This window comes from Bacillus sp. SRI_025 (genome assembly GCF_057592095.1).
The window spans coordinates 817,473-835,438 of record NZ_JBYEGB010000001.1; the positions used below are offsets into that span (position 1 = coordinate 817,473).

Annotated in this window: 16 protein-coding genes and 1 riboswitch; of the genes, 7 read left to right on the forward strand and 9 right to left on the reverse strand. The window is 40.0% G+C overall.

Going from position 1 to position 17,966, the window contains the following annotated elements:
- Positions 1-9: 9 nt before the first annotated feature.
- The 4 genes from AC20OE_RS04170 to AC20OE_RS04185 form a co-directional block, all read right to left on the reverse strand.
- Positions 10-1,476, reverse strand: coding sequence for a glycoside hydrolase family 1 protein (locus tag AC20OE_RS04170; RefSeq protein WP_059377333.1), 1,467 nt, complete (start codon positions 1,474-1,476; stop codon positions 10-12).
- Positions 1,477-1,480: 4 nt separating this feature from the next.
- Entirely contained in the window at positions 1,481-3,340 is a 1,860-nt protein-coding gene (locus AC20OE_RS04175; RefSeq protein WP_039182734.1) for a beta-glucoside-specific PTS transporter subunit IIABC, read from the reverse strand.
- Positions 3,341-3,681: 341 nt separating this feature from the next.
- Positions 3,682-4,635 (reverse strand): hypothetical protein, encoded by a 954-nt coding sequence (locus tag AC20OE_RS04180; RefSeq protein ID WP_099663844.1) that lies wholly within the window; start codon positions 4,633-4,635, stop codon positions 3,682-3,684.
- Positions 4,636-4,844: 209 nt separating this feature from the next.
- Positions 4,845-5,738, reverse strand: coding sequence for a hypothetical protein (locus tag AC20OE_RS04185; RefSeq protein WP_099663845.1), 894 nt, complete (start codon positions 5,736-5,738; stop codon positions 4,845-4,847).
- Positions 5,739-5,892: 154 nt separating this feature from the next.
- Here AC20OE_RS04185 and AC20OE_RS04190 point away from each other — a divergent pair, with 154 nt between their 5' ends.
- On the forward strand, positions 5,893-6,444 hold the full coding sequence (locus tag AC20OE_RS04190) for a PadR family transcriptional regulator (RefSeq protein WP_047203745.1): 552 nt from the start codon (positions 5,893-5,895) through the stop codon (positions 6,442-6,444).
- 4 nt (positions 6,445-6,448) lie between these two features.
- Positions 6,449-6,931: a DUF4188 domain-containing protein gene (locus AC20OE_RS04195; RefSeq protein ID WP_058838386.1), complete on the forward strand. Its 483-nt coding sequence runs from the start codon at positions 6,449-6,451 to the stop codon at positions 6,929-6,931.
- Between the two features lie 11 nt (positions 6,932-6,942).
- Here AC20OE_RS04195 and AC20OE_RS04200 read toward each other — a convergent pair whose 3' ends face one another.
- Positions 6,943-7,566 carry an NUDIX hydrolase gene (locus AC20OE_RS04200; protein WP_099663861.1) on the reverse strand — a complete coding sequence of 208 codons (624 nt, stop codon included), beginning with the start codon at positions 7,564-7,566 and terminating at the stop codon, positions 6,943-6,945.
- A gap of 171 nt (positions 7,567-7,737) precedes the next feature.
- Between AC20OE_RS04200 and AC20OE_RS04205 the strand changes: the two genes are divergently transcribed.
- Positions 7,738-7,944, forward strand: a complete 207-nt coding sequence (locus AC20OE_RS04205; RefSeq protein WP_003215336.1) for a helix-turn-helix transcriptional regulator — start codon at positions 7,738-7,740, stop codon at positions 7,942-7,944.
- Positions 7,941-8,621 carry a DUF3169 family protein gene (locus AC20OE_RS04210; RefSeq protein WP_099663846.1) on the forward strand — a complete coding sequence of 227 codons (681 nt, stop codon included), beginning with the start codon at positions 7,941-7,943 and terminating at the stop codon, positions 8,619-8,621. Before AC20OE_RS04205 ends, AC20OE_RS04210 begins: the two co-directional genes overlap by 4 nt.
- Before the next feature lie 47 nt (positions 8,622-8,668).
- On the opposite strand, the gene AC20OE_RS04215 is transcribed toward AC20OE_RS04210, so the two are convergent.
- Positions 8,669-10,015 (reverse strand): amino acid permease, encoded by a 1,347-nt coding sequence (locus AC20OE_RS04215; protein WP_099663847.1) that lies wholly within the window; start codon positions 10,013-10,015, stop codon positions 8,669-8,671.
- A 163-nt stretch (positions 10,016-10,178) separates the two neighbouring features.
- A riboswitch (glycine riboswitch) is annotated at positions 10,179-10,258 on the reverse strand.
- A 264-nt stretch (positions 10,259-10,522) separates the two neighbouring features.
- On the opposite strand from AC20OE_RS04215, the gene AC20OE_RS04220 reads away from it, so the two are divergent.
- The 3 genes from AC20OE_RS04220 to AC20OE_RS04230 all read left to right on the forward strand — a co-directional run bounded on the left by AC20OE_RS04220 (position 10,523) and on the right by AC20OE_RS04230 (position 14,084).
- Positions 10,523-11,542, forward strand: a complete 1,020-nt coding sequence (locus AC20OE_RS04220) for a LacI family DNA-binding transcriptional regulator (RefSeq protein WP_039182756.1) — start codon at positions 10,523-10,525, stop codon at positions 11,540-11,542.
- A gap of 439 nt (positions 11,543-11,981) precedes the next feature.
- Complete coding sequence (locus AC20OE_RS04225) at positions 11,982-13,163, forward strand: MFS transporter (RefSeq protein WP_058838382.1); 1,182 nt, start codon at positions 11,982-11,984, stop codon at positions 13,161-13,163.
- Positions 13,164-13,181: 18 nt separating this feature from the next.
- Positions 13,182-14,084 (forward strand): shikimate dehydrogenase, encoded by a 903-nt coding sequence (locus AC20OE_RS04230; protein WP_058838381.1) that lies wholly within the window; start codon positions 13,182-13,184, stop codon positions 14,082-14,084.
- A 41-nt stretch (positions 14,085-14,125) separates the two neighbouring features.
- On the opposite strand, the gene AC20OE_RS04235 is transcribed toward AC20OE_RS04230, so the two are convergent.
- The 3 genes from AC20OE_RS04235 to licT form a co-directional block, all read right to left on the reverse strand.
- Positions 14,126-15,319, reverse strand: coding sequence for an MFS transporter (locus AC20OE_RS04235; RefSeq protein ID WP_099663848.1), 1,194 nt, complete (start codon positions 15,317-15,319; stop codon positions 14,126-14,128).
- A gap of 306 nt (positions 15,320-15,625) precedes the next feature.
- Positions 15,626-17,101: a glycoside hydrolase family 1 protein gene (locus tag AC20OE_RS04240; protein ID WP_487268490.1), complete on the reverse strand. Its 1,476-nt coding sequence runs from the start codon at positions 17,099-17,101 to the stop codon at positions 15,626-15,628.
- A gap of 18 nt (positions 17,102-17,119) precedes the next feature.
- The gene (gene licT / locus AC20OE_RS04245; RefSeq protein ID WP_048237973.1) at positions 17,120-17,962 is read right to left on the reverse strand and encodes a BglG family transcription antiterminator LicT; all 843 of its coding nucleotides are present in this window, start codon (positions 17,960-17,962) and stop codon (positions 17,120-17,122) included.
- Positions 17,963-17,966: the final 4 nt, after the last annotated feature.

Here is a 17,966-nt window from a genome sequence, read left to right on the forward strand (position 1 = left end):
TTGTGGTGTTCAATCAAGCGATTCACCATTTGTCTCAATGACTTTTTGGTACCAATAAAATGAATCTTTTCGAGATCGTTTTAATGTCCCGTTCCCGTCATCATCTTGATCTACGTGAATGAAGCCGTACCGTTTTGACATTTGCGATGTACCTGCACTAATAATATCAATCGAGCCCCAGCTCGTATATCCAAAGAGGTCGACGCCCTCTTCAATGGCTTCTCTCATTTGACGGAAATGCTCCTTGAAATAGTTAATACGATAGTCGTCATGGATTGAGCCATCACTTTCAACTACATCCTTTGCACCCATGCCGTTCTCGACAATGATAAGAGGTTTTTGATAGCGATCATACAATTCGATCAAAGAAATTTTCAGACCAACCGGATCAATTTGCCAGCCCCAATCAGTTGAAGGAAGATAAGGGTTTTTGACTCCACGAATGGTATTCCCTTCTGTCTCTTCTAATCCTTCTTGGGCTGATTCCGTTAAAGACATATAGTAGCTAAATGAGATAAAATCTACTGTGTTTTCTTTTAAAATGGTAAGATCATCTGCTTCCATATGAATATGAATATCTTTTCTCTCAAGCATACGCTTGATAAGTGGCGGATACTCGCCAAACACCTGAACATCTGCATAGAAATAGTTTTCTAAGTTTTGTTTCAAAGCTTGTTCTACATCATTGGGGTGGCACGTATGCGGATACGTTGTCAATTTTGTCAGCATACATCCTACCTGACTGCCTGGGATGATACGATGGCAATCTGCTGTTACGAGAGCAGATGCGACAAATTGATGATGAAGTGCTTGGTACACCGTCTCTTCTACTTTTCCTTCTGGGCAGCGATCAGGAATAATTCCCGCTGTAATGAAAGAGTGGCGGTGAATACTATCAATTTCATTAAAGGTAAGCCAATATTTCACATCATCTTTATAACGTTCGAAACAAACATTGGCGAATTTCACAAAGAGGTCAATTACTTTTCTTTCAACCCAGCCGTTATATTTCACACTAAGGGCTAAAGGCATTTCATAATGAGAGAGAGTCACGATCGGTTCTATGTTGTGTTTTTTCATTTCTGCAAAGACACGATCGTAAAATTGCAGCCCTTTTTCATTCGGTTCCGCTTCTTCTCCAGTAGGGAAGATACGACTCCATGCAATAGAAATTCGAAGTGTTTGAAATCCCATTTCAGCAAAGAGAGCCAAATCCTCTTTATAGTGATGATAGAAATCGACACCTCTGCGTTTTGGGTATTTTTTATCGTCTGGATCTTTCATCGCACGATCTATATTTTCAGTGGTAACTGCAAGATGGCCTTCATAATCTTCTACACTCAAGTTGGAACGGTACATTGCAATATCTGCAACAGACGGCCCCTTTCCATCTATATTCCAGGCGCCTTCTGCCTGGTTAGCAGCAATGGCGCCGCCCCATAAAAATCCTTTTGGAAAACCTTTGATTTTTGTCATATGATTAGCCTCCTAATTGTGTAACAACCATCAATGTATCTTGACGATTGACCTCTTGTAATGGCTGTACCTTAATATCATATTGATCTGTATTTGTGACTACAGCAAGTGTTACTGGATCATATCCTGCTTCCATGATTTTTTCTAGATCAAATTCAATCAATAAATCACCCGCTTGAACACGATCTCCAGCCTGTACTTTTGGATGGAAATACTGCCCTTCCAACTGAACGGTGTCAATGCCGATGTGGAATAATACTTCAACTCCATGGTCCGTTTTCATACCAAGTGCATGGTTTGTTTCGAACAGCAAGGTTACCTCTCCATCTACAGGTGCATAAAGTGCTCCTTTTGAAGGTACAATGGCAATTCCTTCTCCCATGACCTTTGAAGAGAAAATATCATCTTTCACTTCAGATAGAGAGATCATTTGGCCAATCACAGGGCTCTTGAATGTTTCTCCTGCTCCAATTTTTTCAGCAAACCCAGCTTGGTCCTTTGTCTTTTCTTCTACTGTTCGATCTTTACCTAATACAAAAGCAGCGATAAAGGCTACAATAAACGAAATGACCGCTCCAATGATAGCAAACATCAGATTTCGCGGTAGCTCATCTGATATAAACATCGACATGCTTGCTAAACCAGGGCCAACAAGCACAAAGGCTTGTATACCAACTAATCCAATGAAAATTCCGCCAACAAACGAACCAATCATGACACTTCCTAGAACTCGCTTATTTTGCAGTGTCACACCATACAACGCTGGCTCTGTGATGCCAAAAAAGGCTGATATCCCTGCCGAAATGGCTGTTGATCTAAGTACCTTGTCTTTTGTTCGAAGTGCCACAGCGAAACACGCTCCACTTTCCGCAATATTATGCGCAAGTGATGCCGGCAAATAAAGTGCTTCTTTCCCAAGGGTTCCCATCGTTGTGACTGCATAAGGAACCATTGCTTTATGCATGCCTGATGCCACCATGAATGGGAGGACCGCTGCTAAAATGGCGACAGCTACCCAGCCTACCGTATTAAACATCGAAAGAATAATAGATGAAAAACCTTGCCCCGCTGTAAAACCAATCGGTCCTAACAGAAGTAGCGTAACTGGTACAGTAATGACCAATGACATCATCGGAACGAAGAAAATCCGAATTGGTTTTGGTGAAAACCGTGTAAAGAATTTTTCCATTTGCGCGTAAAGCAATACAGAAAGGATTGCCGGAAACACTTGATACGCATAAGCTATATTTTTCACATCGAATGACAGTAATTGTGCACCTTCTGTAAGCATCGCCGTCATGTTCGGCAGAAGAAGCGCACCGACTGCTGATAGTGCGACCAGTGGGTTTACTTTTAGTTTATTCGCCGTCGTTACAGCAACTAGTAAAGGCAGAAAGTAAAGTGGTGCGTCACCTACCATGTTCAGTATTTGATAGGTTTGTCCCTTTGCATCCATCCAGCCTAATAAAGAGAAAAGGAGAAGAAATGATTTTAAAATTCCTCCGCCTGCGATAGCTGGTACAAGCGGCTGAAAGACACCGACAATGAAATCTAACAGAACTGTGCCTGCTTTTCTTTTTTCTTTTGGCTGATTGGATGGCACGTCTTGGCTTGATGAGCTGCTGCCTATTAAATTTGTTACCTTTTGATACACTTCAATGACGTCATTCCCAATGACTACTTGGCATTGTCCTGTCATTCTGACAGCTATGACACCCGGTGTTTTTTCCAGTGCTGGTACATCTGCTTTTTTCTGATCAATGAGTGTGAAGCGAAGTCTTGTTGAACAATGCTCAAGGTGCGCAATGTTTTCTTTGCCACCTACATGCTGTAAAACGTCTTTGGCAACTTGTGTGTAATTCATTTTTTCTCCCCCTTTTCTCATACACGAGACCTATATTTTGGCAATAAAAAAAGGACCTAAAACGACAAATAAAAGAAAAATTCATCGTTTTTAGATCCTGCCTGCATGACCAGTCACATGTCTAATTTATTCATATTGGATTTGTTTTTAGTATATATGCATTATATGAAAGCGTCAACATTTATTTTTCTAAAAATCATTAGGGTCTATATACCTAAAATACTTTTCTCTATTCACTTATAGGAAACCTTCTACTCTTTTGTTCCTTCTATCATCAATCAACAATATTTTTCTCTACAAAAAACCAGATAAGTTGATTCACTCATCTGGTTTAAATTCATCTATTTTTTCTTTTCTTCTGCCCTCTTTTTAAATGCTTTCGCTTGTTTTTCATACTCCTTTTTCGTGACAGCTTTTAACTCTACTGAATCGCCTGTCATGATATATGGTTTAGGAATTTCTTTATATTCCTTATCCGTGAAAACTTTTAACTCTACTGTACCGTCTGTCTTTTTAATTGGCAGCTTTACTGATTTTGCATCTCGATCAGTCGAACCTATAATGACACCTTTTTCAATTATAGGATCATAACTCATGTCAAAATATTCTCCCCCATCAGTATAGCCTCCGACCTCTAATTTCATTTCTTTATAGGGCTTACAACCTTCTTCAGAAACAGTTGTTATTAGAAACGAGCCGTTCCATCCAATCTCAACATGCATGCTTTCCACTTGTAAAAATAGTTGTTTATCCTCTGCCGTATATAGAAAACCATATACTTTCGCCACTTTATCCCTGAAGTGTCTCATATTTTCATAATATCTAGTTTCTGATGAATCAACTAGATTTTGATGTCGATTTTGAATCTTTTTTTGATACGTATCTAGCTTTTTTTGATTGATTGCTTTATAAATCGTGCTTTGCTTCTCGCCTTGTTTTTTCACAGAAAGGTTTTTCCCCGAAAAATGAACTTCGTATATGATCGTTTCTTTTCCTTTTTTCATTTGAAATTCATACCCATTTTCTTTTGAATGGCCGGTTATGACATATTGTTTTTTATATAATTGAGGGTCCCACCAAATTTCTTCTATATAGCTTTCATTCAAATGACCTGTTACTTTGCCTTTATTCTCAGATATCTCGAACCAGTTCAGTCTATCCTTAGTTTTATACGCAAATGCATAGGAATGATTCAATGAATTTTTTTGTGCGATTGCTTGATATGCTGTCCAGCCGCCTCCACCCAAGATGAGTATGGCTAGGATAGACACGACCCAGATTTTCAATTTGCACATACTTACCTCCTCTAATATTTAATTTGAGAAATCAACATCAACAATATTTTACCATATATTCAACTAAATTCTTATTCACTTAAAAATAGATTCTAGAAAATTTAGATAAGTATTTTCTTAATAATATATTACATCTATGCAAATAATATCCTTTTTTCATGGAGAATTCAGATATGTTATTAACCCTTATTCACCTGGTCCAATACGATCTATTTTTTCTTTTCTTCAGCCTGCTTTTTAAATGCTTCCGTTTGCTCTTGATATTCCTCTTTCGTGACAGCTTTAAATTCTATTGTACCGCCTGCCATTTTAAAGGGAAATCTAATTGATGTTGCGTCTCGGTCAGTTTCCCCTAAAATAAAACCCTTTTCAATTGCAGGATAAGTACTCAAATCAAACATTATCCCATCTGAAACACCGCCGGCTGTATGTTTCGTTTCTTTATAAGGTGCTCCACCATCTCCTGGGACCGTTCTCATCAGAAAAGAACCTGCCCATTCAGACTGCATATACATTCGTTTTACTTTTAGAAATAGCTGGTATGAACCATCCTCTGCCGTATACAGATAACCATAAGCGCCCGTTACTTTCTTAATGAAGTTTCTTACATAATCATGAAATCTATTTTCAGTGTCCTCCATCAGTTCTTCATATCGGTCATGAATGTCCTTTTGAACAGCACGTAGTTTTGTTTGATCAACTGCTTTGTATGTGATGCTTTGTTTTTCACCTTGTTTTTTCACAGAAAGATCTTTTTCAGCAAGGTGAACTTCATATGTGACCGTCTCTTTCCCTTGCTTTACTTGAAATTCGTAACCGTTTTCAATCGTTTTGCCGGTTAATTTATATTTGTTGATAAATAGATTAGGATCAAAATGCCTTTTTGGGTTTTCCTCCAAAATGGTTTCATTCAGATGACCTGTTACTTTCCCTTTTTTCTCCGTTACTTTGAACCAGTTCACATGATTCTTGGTCTTATATGCAAAGGCGTAAGATTGATTCAATACACTCTTTTTTGTATTTGTTTGATATGCTATCCAGCTGACAGCACCCATGATTAGTACCGCTAGAATTGCCACGATCCAGATTTTCGATCTATTCATACATACCTCCACCGACAGAATTTCATTTTTTCTATCAATATATGAGTGAGTCACCTCCTTTATCGAATTTATTTTTCAACAACCCCTTGTATCTGCCACTTCACATCATTTATTATATATCTAAATGATATATCTTTTAGATAGGTGTGTTGATATGAAAAAATACAATGATACGACGTATGCGATTTTAGGTATTTTAACGACAGATTGTAAGTCAGGATACGAAGTGAAGCAATTAATTGATAGGAGTTTGCATCATTTTTGGAAAATCAGTTATGGACAAATTTATCCAGCTTTAAAGTTAATAGTCGAGGAAGGCCTTGCGGAGGTTTCACCTGCTGCTAGCTCTGGTCGCTCAGACAAGCGGGAATATCATTTGACTGAAAAAGGACTGGACACGTTAAGAGAATGGCTGGCGCAGCCGCTCGATCAGTTACCAACAGAGCGTAATGAGGTGTTATTAAAGTTATTCTTCGGTCAATATCTTTCGTTTGAGAAAAAACTAGCGCTTTTACAGGATTATGAGAGGCAGCTCCGTATTCGTTATGAGACATATGTTGCGATTGAACAAAACATTCAAGAGCTTTACCCAGATGAAGCGGATGCAAAGTATTGGCTGTTTACTTTAGATTATGGGAAAAGAGTGGCTCAAGCTGGAATTGATTGGTGCGTGGAGACATTCCATTCGATGAAGAAGGAAGGGTAAATGAATGAAAAAAGACATACGTGCTGGCAGATTTACAACGGACAATTCTGATTCGATTGTGGTGTTCATTATCGGAATGAGGATCAACAAACGCTGGGCCATTCATCAATGGATGCCTGTGTTCATGTCGATGCCTGGCATGATCAAGGAGCTGTATACCCATCAAGAGGAGCTAGGGTTTCTTGGGACAGAAAATTACTTTGGATTACGCACGACAGCGATGATTCAATATTGGAAATCAACAGATGACCTCCTTGCCTATGCCAAGATGGAGAAGCATTTGGCTGCTTGGAAAAGATTTAACCAAATGGCACGAAATAATGATGCGGTGGGCATCTATCATGAAACATACCAAATTCAAGCCGGCTCGTATGAATCCATCTACGTGAACATGCCTTCCTACGGACTGAGCCAAGCGAGAGCGCCTATTCCAATTGATAAAGGAAAACAAACAGCGAAGGAACGGCTGAATACAACAAATTCCTAGAGAGCGATTCTCTAGGAATTTCTTTTTGCAACAGATACAAAATGCTTTAATATGCGGGCTGTTAATCCCCATATGGTGTAGTTTTCATAATCATAAAACCATTCCTCAATCGACCGGCTCCCCCAGCTGTATTTTTCACCATTCATGATTTTTTCATAAGGGAAGTCCTCTCCTGGTGTTGGCTGAACGGATACATGATGTAGGTACGGCTCATATTGGCTGAGCCATGATAGAGGCACGGTAAAGGTCTCTTCTACTTCTTCTTGATTATAGGAGTGTTTCACTTTTTGCTCATCAATGATACCGACATATGGGTATACGACGAAGGATGGAGAAGCGATATAAGGACTGAGCTGTCCAAGGATATCGACCGATTCTGGCGGAATGCCCAGCTCTTCATGTGTTTCTCGCAGTGCAGCCTCCTGTGCTGTTTCGCTGCCGTCGAGCTTGCCCCCAGGAAAACTAATATCACCCGGCTGTTTTCTCATGGTGAGCGATCGTACCTCAAATAATATATGCCATTCTCCATTTACTTGTACTAAAGGGATCAGGACTGCTGCTTTGAACGCTGTCTCTTCTCCAATGAACAACGGTTGTGATTGATGTAAGTCATTTTTTAATTGATCAATGAACACGGCCATCACCTGTTTTCTGTTTCTCTTTCCTTTAGCGTATCATGGTTCACCTTTTCAATAAAGATGATCTTTCTGACAATTATTTTTATCAATTTGACAACTTTACTTGTCAAATTGAATATAATGCTTTACAATCAAGGAAAGATTTCAATTAAAACTTGAGGTGACAGAATGAAAAATCGGTTAAAAGAGCTTCGTGCGCGTGATGGTTTAAACCAAACTGAGCTTGCGAAACGTGCAAAGGTCTCTCGTCAAACCATCAGCTTAATGGAACGTGATGAATTAATGCCGTCTCTCTTGCTCGCTGTTAAGCTTTCACGAATTTTTCAGGAACCCATTGAACGTATTTTTCTATTCGAGGAGGATGAACTATCATGAAAACTGTATACAAAATGCTCTTAGGTGCTCTCCTTGGCTTTCTCGGTGCTTACTGTCTGCTGGCAGCCGAATTTGAGATGACACTTATTGATATTGCATTTGAAGCGACTCTTGTTATCAGTGGAGTGACAATTTTATTGATTATTTATTGTTTTTCAGGGATTTCACGTATGAAAAAAAGAGTGTCTCTTTCGGTCTCTGGAGATGAGGAAGATGAACTGGAGGCAAAGCAATATCGGACCTTTACTGATTCGACATTAGCCAATACGGTGAGTACGATTTTGTCCATTATTGCCATCGGTATAACCATCGTCACCGAGCAGCCCCTCTGGTTGATTCTGGTCAATGCTGCTTTATTTATCGTCACCATTATCAGTTCTTATGTAGCGATATCCGTTCTTACACTTGTCTATCCTAATCGCAATCTGCCAAGTCCGTCCGACAAAGATTATAGTAAAAAGCTGCTCGCCATTTCAGACGAAGGGGAAAAGCATGTCATGCTTGGCGGACTGTTTCACACGTATCAAATGATGAATATTCTATTGACTAGTGCCATGTTTATTTTGATTGTGTATTCCCTTGGAGCCAATCACTCTCAACTGTTCTCGATCATGGTGATTGGAATTGTTTTGATCATTTTGAATGCAAATTATGTGTTGAAGATTAGAAATCGTTAAATGATAAAAAGCACAGCTCTGTCAAAAGGCTGTGCTTTTTCCGTCCGTTACGATGCACGGCGTTTCTTTCGTGTATAAATCAAAAATAAGAAACCAAACCATACCGGTGTCAATAGCAACGCAGGACGTGTTGCATCTGCGAAGAGCATGATCACGAGAATGGCTGCAAAGAGCGCAAGAACGCAAATATTCACAAAAGGTGTGAACGGTGCTTTAAAGGTAGATGCTGCATGCAGTTCAGGCCGTGTTTTTTTATATTTCAAATGACAAATTAAAATAATACTCCATACCCAAATGAAACAAATGGCACTGATCGTGGTAACAATCCCAAAGGCTTGTTCGGGAATCAGCTTGCTTAAAAGTGCACCGACCGATACTACAATCGTTGAAACAAATAGCGCATTACTCGGGACAGCGTGCTTGTTCAAACGTCCAAAGGAAGCTGGCCCCTGCTTTTGATGACTGAGATTATACAGAATACGGCTTGTCGAGAACATGCCGCTATTACAAGCTGATGCCGCAGACGTCAACACAACAAAATTGATAAGCCCCGCTGCTACTGGTATCCCAATGAGCCCAAAGGTTTTCACAAAAGGACTTTCTGATGCACTGAGCTCAGACCATGGGTTGATACATAGTAAAACAAAGATCGCACCCACATAGAAAAATAGAATTCTTAATGGAATCTTATTAATCGCAGAGGGAATGTTTTTTTGCGGATTAGCTGTTTCTGCTGCGGATACGCCAACCAGTTCAACTCCCACATACGCAAAAATCACCATCTGGAATGACAGCAAGAAGCCTGTGACACCATTCGGGAATAACCCGCCATGAGACCATAAATTCGTTACTGTCACCGGTCCGGCATCGGTTTGAAAACCAATGATTAAAAGAACAATTCCAACACCGATCAGTAATAGAATCGTAATCACTTTAATGAGTGCAAACCAAAATTCCATTTCTCCGAAAAGCTTCACCGTTAATAGATTCAATCCTAGTAAAATCAACAAACAAATGATAGCAGGAATCCATTGCGGGATATCAAACCAATACTGCACATACACTCCGACCGCAATGACATCCGCCATCGCTGTCATAATCCAGCAAAACCAATATGTCCACCCTGTCACAAAAGATGCCCACGGGCCGAGATAGTCCTCTGCAATATCGGTTAATGACTGATAGCCCGCCTTCGATAAAAGCAATTCTCCAAGTGCCCTCATGACAAAAAAGATGGCCATTCCGACAATTAAATAAGCAAAAATGATTGATGGACCTGCCAATTGAATGGCTTTTCCAGAGCCTAAAAACAGCCCTGTTCCAATGGTTCCGCCAATGGCAATCAATTGCACATGACGGTTTGATAAATCTCGTTTTAATTCTTGTTGTGCCAATGCTAACACCCTCCTACGACACGATCTTATACTGAAATAATGAACTCTTTAAAAAGTCCATAAAAAAAGAGATTGGATGCGCTCCAATCTCACGGTCATAAAAGAATAGCAAAATAGAGAAAAGTAATACACGGCATCATCCATGCATCACAAATACAATATTTCGTACTCTTCTGTCCTTTTGCCTGAGATTGTGAACCCTTCGGCGCCGCACATACATGCGGTCTCTCCAGAAGCTGCTCCTGCTATAGTGTGACCCACAGCAATCATAGCCTTCGTTATTTAATTAAAATGTTGCTATTTCTGAATAATTTTATATTTTACGCCTCAATCAGAAAGCTGTCAATGGTAATCTTTTATGATTTACGGTGATACCCATATGTCTTCACTTCATCAATCCCCCCTAATTCATGTATAATAAACCAAAAGATGTTCGGCTCGTCTGATGGAGAAATCCCTCTTGATCATGAACAAAGTTAGGCAATCCATTGAAGTTGGTGAAGATAAATGAAAAAAATGAACAAACAGCGTGTCACATTACAGGAAGTCGCCAAGCATGCCGGTGTCTCGACTTCAACGGCATCACTCGTTGTTCGAAATAATCCTAGAATTTCTGAAGCCACTCGAAACAAAGTGCTTCAATCCATGGAAGACTTAGGGTACGTATATGACCGCGTAGCTGCCAACATGCGGTCAAAAAGCTCAAATATCGTTGGTGTGATTGTCACAGATATTTCTAACACCTTTATTTCGGAATTTTTAATCGGCGTGCAAACCACGCTTGAATCACTAGGCTATACCGTTTTACTTGGTACAACCTTTGACAGTGTCGACAAACAGGAGCGGCTCATTTCCACCATGGTAGAGCACCGAGTGGGCGGAATTATTTTAAACCCAGCTTCGAAAAGCTCTGCTCGAACCGTCAAACAATTAAATCAAATTCGCACCCCAAAAGTACTTGCAAATCGTGAGTTATCAGATGTGCAATGTGATTATGTCGGTGTTGATTATGAACAAGGCACTTGGATGGCCATTCATCATCTTCTTCAGAAGGGGCATCGACGTATCGCCTTCTTAGGCGGCATCAAGACCTCATCGACTTGGATTGAGCGGATGAAAGGTTTCAAAAGAGCTCATGACGATGAAAACCTGACGATTGATGATTCCCTTATTATTGATATCGTACCTACTCGTGAAGGCGGGAAAGAAGCACTCGCTCAAGTGATGGATCAACCCGAGCCTCCTACCGCTATTTTTTGTTTTAGTGACTTAGTTGCATTTGGAGTCATGCAAGCACTGTCAGCACGGGGCATCCAGCCAGGTGAAGATATTGATGTGGTTGGATTCGATAATGTTCCTGAAGCGGAGATGTACCATCCGCCGCTCACCACTGTTTCTTCATTCCCCCGATCCATCGGGGCAAAAGCAGCGAACCTTTTATATCATAAAATGAACGATCAGGATGAAGAGCTGCAGAGATTGATTTTAAAGCCTCAACTTCATATTAGAGAAACCTCTCCATCATGATGAAAAGAGAATTGTGTGCAGCAATTCTCTTTTTTTATTGAACAAGTCAACTATTTCTTTGTTTCATTTTTCTTTTTTTAAATCACAAAGTCATAAACTTGACACATTTAAAATGCAGGAGTATATTTATTTCGTTGCTTCTTTTAGTATATCGTTATACCTATTTAGTCCTATCGTTATTTCTATCAAAAAACAGTTAAAAGTGATTTTTTATGATTCTGATCAAATCATGAAGTTTCACTTCCTAATCAAGGCTGTTATTATTTTTTACATTTTAGTAGAACGATGTACTTGATTGAAGAACAGATGAATATTCATTATTTTTTCATCAATAAGGGGTGTTGTGATGGGCTTCATATTATTCATTTTGAAGGAAACAATAACAAAGGGTATACAACGAATTTGACCTTAAAGGGGTTTCAAATATAGGAGTGGGAACATGAAAAATCCTTATATTAAATCGTCACTTGGCATGTATTTAAACTACTTCATGCTTGGCATGATCAATATTATTGTAGCTTCCAACATGGACAGCTTATCTGAACGCTACCATGTAGATATTCCGAAAATCAGCTTGCTTGTATCGGCGATCGGAATTGGTAAACTCATTGCTCTCTTTTTCTCAGGTCGGTTAGCCGATAGCTGGGGACGTAAGCCTGTCATTATTACAGGAAATTTTCTTTACTTATTATTCTTAATCGGTATTCCAACGACAACGAGTTATACACTGGCATTTATCTTTGCGATTTCAGCAGGTATTGCCAACTCACTGCTTGATTCAGGAACCTACCCTGCTTTGACAGAGTCATTTCCGAAAAAGGCAAGTTCGGCTTCTGTTTTAGTAAAAGCGTCTGTATCCATTGGGGCGACTGTTCTTCCATTTATCTTGGCGTACCTAGTGGCACATGACATCTTCTGGGGCTGGGCGTTCTTTGGACTAGGGCTTCTTTATTTACTTGTAGGAATTTACTTAATCTTTATGCCATTCCCGAACCATAAGCAAGTTTCTTCACAAGCTGCTCTTCCAGTACAAGACCAGCTGAAGGAAGAACCAAAAATGCTTGGCGAAGGCTTAGCTGTTGTACTTATGGGATTCACGTCGACTGCATTGTTTGTCGTATGGCAGACATGGCTTCCACAGCTCGGGTTAAAATTAATCGGACTTGGTACAGAACAAGCTACACAGCTTCTATCTTATTTTAGTATTGGAGCACTCGTATCTGTTCTCTTGCTTTCGATCGTCTTAGATAAATTCATTTCACCGATTATGGTGGCAATCATTTATCCAATTGGGGCGTTCCTTGCAATGCTTTCACTTTTCCAAATCGAAACGTACAGCATTGTCATTGTCAGCACCTTCTTCTTAGGGCTATTTACAGCAGGAATCTTCCAGCTTGCGATGAGTATCATGATGAAATTGTTCCCGACAAACAAAGCAACGGCTTCATCCTATGTCAACATTGCGGCAAGCTCAGCGTTTATTCTCGTGCCGCTCATTACAAGTGGGCTGGTCAGCACGTACGATATTAAAATGACGTTATTCTTCGATATGATCATTGCGGTTATTAGCGTATTACTAGCGGTCTTTGTTCTTGGACGCATGAAAAAATTATTTAGATAACTAAAGGAGATGTCAATCATGACAAACATACATGAACGAAATATTGATGGAAAAACAAAATTAGTCGGTCTTCTTGCTACACCAATCGGACACAGCCTTTCACCACGTATGCATAACCTTGGCTATACACTAACAGGTATCAACTATGCTTACCTCGCATTTGAAGTAGGGAATGATGAACTAGAAGCAGCCGTAAACGGTATGAAAGCAATGGGTGCAGCTGGATTTAACGTCTCTATGCCGAACAAAATGAAAGTACTAGATTACTTAGACGAACTAGATGATTCTGCAAGATATACACGTGCAAGTAACACTGTAGTAAACAAAGATGGTAAGCTCATCGGCTACAACACAGATGGTCTTGGATATGTGAGAAACTTGATTGAGCATGGCGTTGAATTAGCCGGCAAAAAAGTCACACTTGTTGGCTCTGGCGGCGCGGCAACTCCGATTGCGATTCAGCTTGCACAGTCCGGCATTCGTGAAATTAGTATTTTTGCTCGTAATGACCAATACTTCGTTCAAGCAGAAGAAAATGTAAATTACATCAACAACGAAATGAAATCTTTCGGTGTCAAAGCAAACATTTTCCCACTTGAAGACAAAGACGCGTTCCGTCGTGAAGTAGCAGAAAGTGCGATCCTGGCAAACGGGACAAGCCTTGGCATGAAACCACTAGATCAGCTCAGCATTATCGATGATACACTTGATGTACTTCGTAAAGATTTGATCGTGACAGATGTCGTATACAACCCGCAAAAAACAAAGCTTCTTGCACAAGCACAGGAAGCTGGCGCCAAAACGATTAACGGTCTTGGAATGATGTTATGGCAAGGTGCACTTGCTTACAAACTCTTTACTGGTGAAGATATGCCAGTTGATCAAGTAAAACAAATCCTTTTTGAAAATGACCGTTTCTAAAACAAAAGAAAGACGACTTCCTAAGCGGAGGTCGTCTTTTTTTAATCATGTACCATAACTTGACGGTAGCGATACAGGATATACAGTGCGCCGATAATGGCTGCAACAGCCACCACTGCATCGAACATAAAGATTTGTAAAATGGACGCGTGACTCTGAATTAACCCTGTTACGACCGGGATGACGATAGCCGACACGCCGCCCGCTGTGGAGATAATCCCAGTCATCGTCCCTTTGTTTTTCCAGAAGAATTCAGCCATCACAGTTAACGTTAGCTGAAAAACTCCTGCTGTTGAAAACCCTAATACAAAAGCATTGACGGTTCCTATCACTGGGGATTTCACGACCAAGAGCACACAAATAGAAACAAGTGTAATGATTGGATAGATCAACAGCACAGTGACCGGACGGACAAAACGGCGCAACAGAAACGCAAGCATCACAACAGACAGCAGCCCGCCCATGCTATAGTAACTGAGCAGTTTCACAGCACTGCCCGATGCCATCCCCAAGATGGCCTCACCGTACGTAGGAAGCCAAATTTGCGGCAGCGCATACAGCCCATTTGATGTAAAGCTGATTAAAATGAGTGCGATCCCTTCCCTCCAAAATGTAGGCTCTGTCGAGAAGCGCGGAAGTCCATCATGCTCCGTTACCTGGACTTGCTCCACCTTGCGATGATTCGGAAATGGCAAGGTCCACAGCATCAAGACATTCACAAGATAGATCAGAGCAGGAACAAAAAATGAAATTCCATAAAACAAATCATGCTCTGCTAAAAAGTAAATCGCCAGTGGCAAAATGGTTGCCCCAATGGAGATAAAGGCCTTCACCATCACATTCGCAGATCCCGAGTTTTGCGGAAAAGCCTCCATTAACGCAGGATACGTTCCTGCATCCATTGCCGAATTCGCGACCCCTGCCAAAATCGCAAACGCAAACGCGATTTGATAATTCGGAGACAATGGGATTCCAATGAGGAACACCGCCATCAGCACACCAGAAACCAAAATGACCGGCTTCCGCCCAAAACGATCTGACAGTACGCCTGATAAACCATACGTGAGCACCCTGCCAATGCCAAGCGCCGAAATCATATAACTAATTCCCGCACTATTGGTATCTAATTGTTTGATTAAAAATGGCATATTTGAAGCCAAAATAATATTGACCATACCTAATAAAAAGTAATTAATATACAGACTAGAAGCCGTTCTCACATACGGATTCCTCATCCTGACACACCCCTCAACACCATCGCAATGAAGTGACAAATAATGGTTACGCTTACAAGATCTCATATGTGAGGAAGAACAGCTTTGCAGCCTTCACGTTCATACATCTCATCATGTCATGCAGCTCACAGCTTACACGCCCTTCATGTATCAAGCATTTCTTCAATTTTTCACTGCTCTTATTTTATATGAATGAGAAAGGTAAAGATAGTGAATTGCTTAAATTTGAGGGGAATTCATCGATCAAGCGTATGACACCATCGATAGAAAAAAGGAGTGGTTAGCTGCCACTCCTTAACTGATGTCTCATTTCTGTTCATCGTTCATTTTCAACCCATTTTGACGAATGACTTCTTGATACCAGTAAAAGCTTTTTTTAGGTGTTCGATTTAACGTTCCGTTTCCATCGTTATCTTGATCAACATGGATAAACCCATATCGCTTTTCCATTTCAGATGACGAGTAACTAATTAAATCAAGAATTCCCCAGCTGGTGTAACCTATTAATTCGACTCCATCCTCAATGGCTTCCAGCATCTGCTGGAAATGCTGCTCATGATAGCTAATCCGATAATCATCATTTATCTTTCCATCTTCCACCTTGTCGTATGCACCTAATCCATTCTCAACTATAAATAGTGGTAGTTGATAGCGATCGTATAAGTCATTTAAAGAGATACGAATTCCAATCGGGTCGATCTGCCAGCCCCATTCACTCACTTCTAAATATGGGTTTTTCACTCCACCTATTGTATTGCCGCTGACAGTTTCCATGCCTTCACTATTTTCAGTAGCAACCAAGGAATTGTAGTAACTGAATGAAATAAAATCAACAGTATGCACCTTTAATAATTCGTCATCTCCCAGCTGTTTCTCAATGTGAATGTTTTTTTCTTTAAACAGTCGATTGATAAAACGCGGATACTCACCACGCACCTGTACATCTGTAAAAAACATATTGAACTGATTGTTCTTTGATGCCTTCAGAACATCCTTTGGATTACAAGAATACGGATATGTTGTTAATTTCGTCAGCATACACCCTATTTTTGCCCCTGGGATCATTTCATGACAATATTTAACGGCCAAAGCACTTGCAACAAATTGATGATGCAATGCTTGATAAACTGCCTGTTCTACATTGTCAAAGCGCTCTGAAACGATTCCACCACTTGTAAATGGATGTCGGACAATACTATCAATTTCATTGAAAGTCAGCCAATACTTGACTTTATCTTTATATCGATCAAATACAACTCGACTAAATTTCACAAAGAAATCAACGACAATGCGATGAGACCATCCTCCATATTGATTCACTAAGTATAGCGGCATTTCATAATGAGATAACGTAACGAGTGGTTCAATATCATGCTTTTTCATCTCATCGAATAGGCGGTCGTAAAATAATAATCCCGCTTCATTTGGCTCTTCTTCATCACCGTTTGGAAAAATACGTGTCCATGCAATCGAGACACGTAACGTCTTCAATCCCATTTCTTTGAACAGCGCCATATCTTCAGGATAACGATGATAAAAGTCTACACCTCTTCGTTTCGGATAACCTTCAGTGGTATCTGCACGCATCGCTTGCTGAATTTGTTCTTCATCCACTTTGTTGTGCTTTTTATAATCAGACTTACTGAGACCTTTTTTAAAGATCGCCACATCAGCAGTCGATAGCCCTTTTCCGTCTACATTCCATGCGCCTTCTGCTTGGTTTGCCGCGATGGCGCCTCCCCATAAAAATCCTTCTGGAAATTTCCTGATTTGATTAGACATGTTTCTTCCTCCTCAAGACTATGCGTTATTTCTTTGAACCACTCGATTAACGTGAATAATTAAATACATTTTTTCGTCACTGGATATCGTGTAATCCACATTTGTTTTAATATATTTCTCGATTTTCTCCACACATTTTACTTCTTCAGGATACTTCCTCATGATTTGATCAATTAGATCGTGATCATCTGTTTCAAGCATTTTGTTCTCAAGTAAACGTTGAACAAAGAACTGTAAATGTGTTAAAAACCTGGAGTAATTAATCGTATCTGTCGGAATGTCAATCTTATAATGCATTTTGATAATATTTAAAATGTCTTTGACCATATTGGTCATCATCACGATTTGATTTAAATTATCTTTGGTCTGCTGCGCATTTACTAGATGAAATGCAATATTCGCCGCTTCTTCTTCAGGCAGCTGAATGCCTAACTGTTTTTCAATCAGCTCTAGTGCATGCAGACCAATGCTAAATTCCTCGGGATAAAATTTCTTCACTTCCCACAGCAGGCGATTTTGTATCGTTAAATTTTCCTTAAAGCGCTTCGTAGCCATGAAAAGGTGATCGGTTAAAGAAATATAAAGATGCTCATTTAGGTGTGTAGATAAACGGCGCTTCGCATAGGATATAATCTCATCTGTCATGATTAAAAATTCCTCTGGGGTCTCCCTCATAAGCTCAGCTAAATCATTAGACGTACTTTGATCTTCTAACACATAGATTTTTTGAATATCAGACTCTTGAATAAGACTGCCTGGCTTATTTTTAAATCCAATCGCCTTACCCATTACGATGATTTCCTTACCGTCATCTCTTTTAGCGAGAACCACACTGGTATTCAGCACTTTTATAATTTCCATACCA

Coding starts and splice junctions, on each gene's coding strand:
- AC20OE_RS04170 (WP_059377333.1), bottom strand. CDS start 1,476: ATGACAAAAATCAAAGGTTTTCCAAAAGGATTTTTATGGGGCGGCGCC.
- AC20OE_RS04175 (WP_039182734.1), bottom strand. CDS start 3,340: ATGAATTACACACAAGTTGCCAAAGACGTTTTACAGCATGTAGGTGGC.
- AC20OE_RS04180 (WP_099663844.1), bottom strand. CDS start 4,635: ATGTGCAAATTGAAAATCTGGGTCGTGTCTATCCTAGCCATACTCATC.
- AC20OE_RS04185 (WP_099663845.1), bottom strand. CDS start 5,738: ATGAATAGATCGAAAATCTGGATCGTGGCAATTCTAGCGGTACTAATC.
- AC20OE_RS04190 (WP_047203745.1), top strand. CDS start 5,893: ATGAAAAAATACAATGATACGACGTATGCGATTTTAGGTATTTTAACG.
- AC20OE_RS04195 (WP_058838386.1), top strand. CDS start 6,449: ATGAAAAAAGACATACGTGCTGGCAGATTTACAACGGACAATTCTGAT.
- AC20OE_RS04205 (WP_003215336.1), top strand. CDS start 7,738: ATGAAAAATCGGTTAAAAGAGCTTCGTGCGCGTGATGGTTTAAACCAA.
- AC20OE_RS04210 (WP_099663846.1), top strand. CDS start 7,941: ATGAAAACTGTATACAAAATGCTCTTAGGTGCTCTCCTTGGCTTTCTC.
- AC20OE_RS04220 (WP_039182756.1), top strand. CDS start 10,523: ATGAAAAAAATGAACAAACAGCGTGTCACATTACAGGAAGTCGCCAAG.
- AC20OE_RS04225 (WP_058838382.1), top strand. CDS start 11,982: ATGAAAAATCCTTATATTAAATCGTCACTTGGCATGTATTTAAACTAC.
- AC20OE_RS04230 (WP_058838381.1), top strand. CDS start 13,182: ATGACAAACATACATGAACGAAATATTGATGGAAAAACAAAATTAGTC.
- AC20OE_RS04235 (WP_099663848.1), bottom strand. CDS start 15,319: ATGAGGAATCCGTATGTGAGAACGGCTTCTAGTCTGTATATTAATTAC.
- AC20OE_RS04240 (WP_487268490.1), bottom strand. CDS start 17,101: ATGTCTAATCAAATCAGGAAATTTCCAGAAGGATTTTTATGGGGAGGC.
- licT (WP_048237973.1), bottom strand. CDS start 17,962: ATGGAAATTATAAAAGTGCTGAATACCAGTGTGGTTCTCGCTAAAAGA.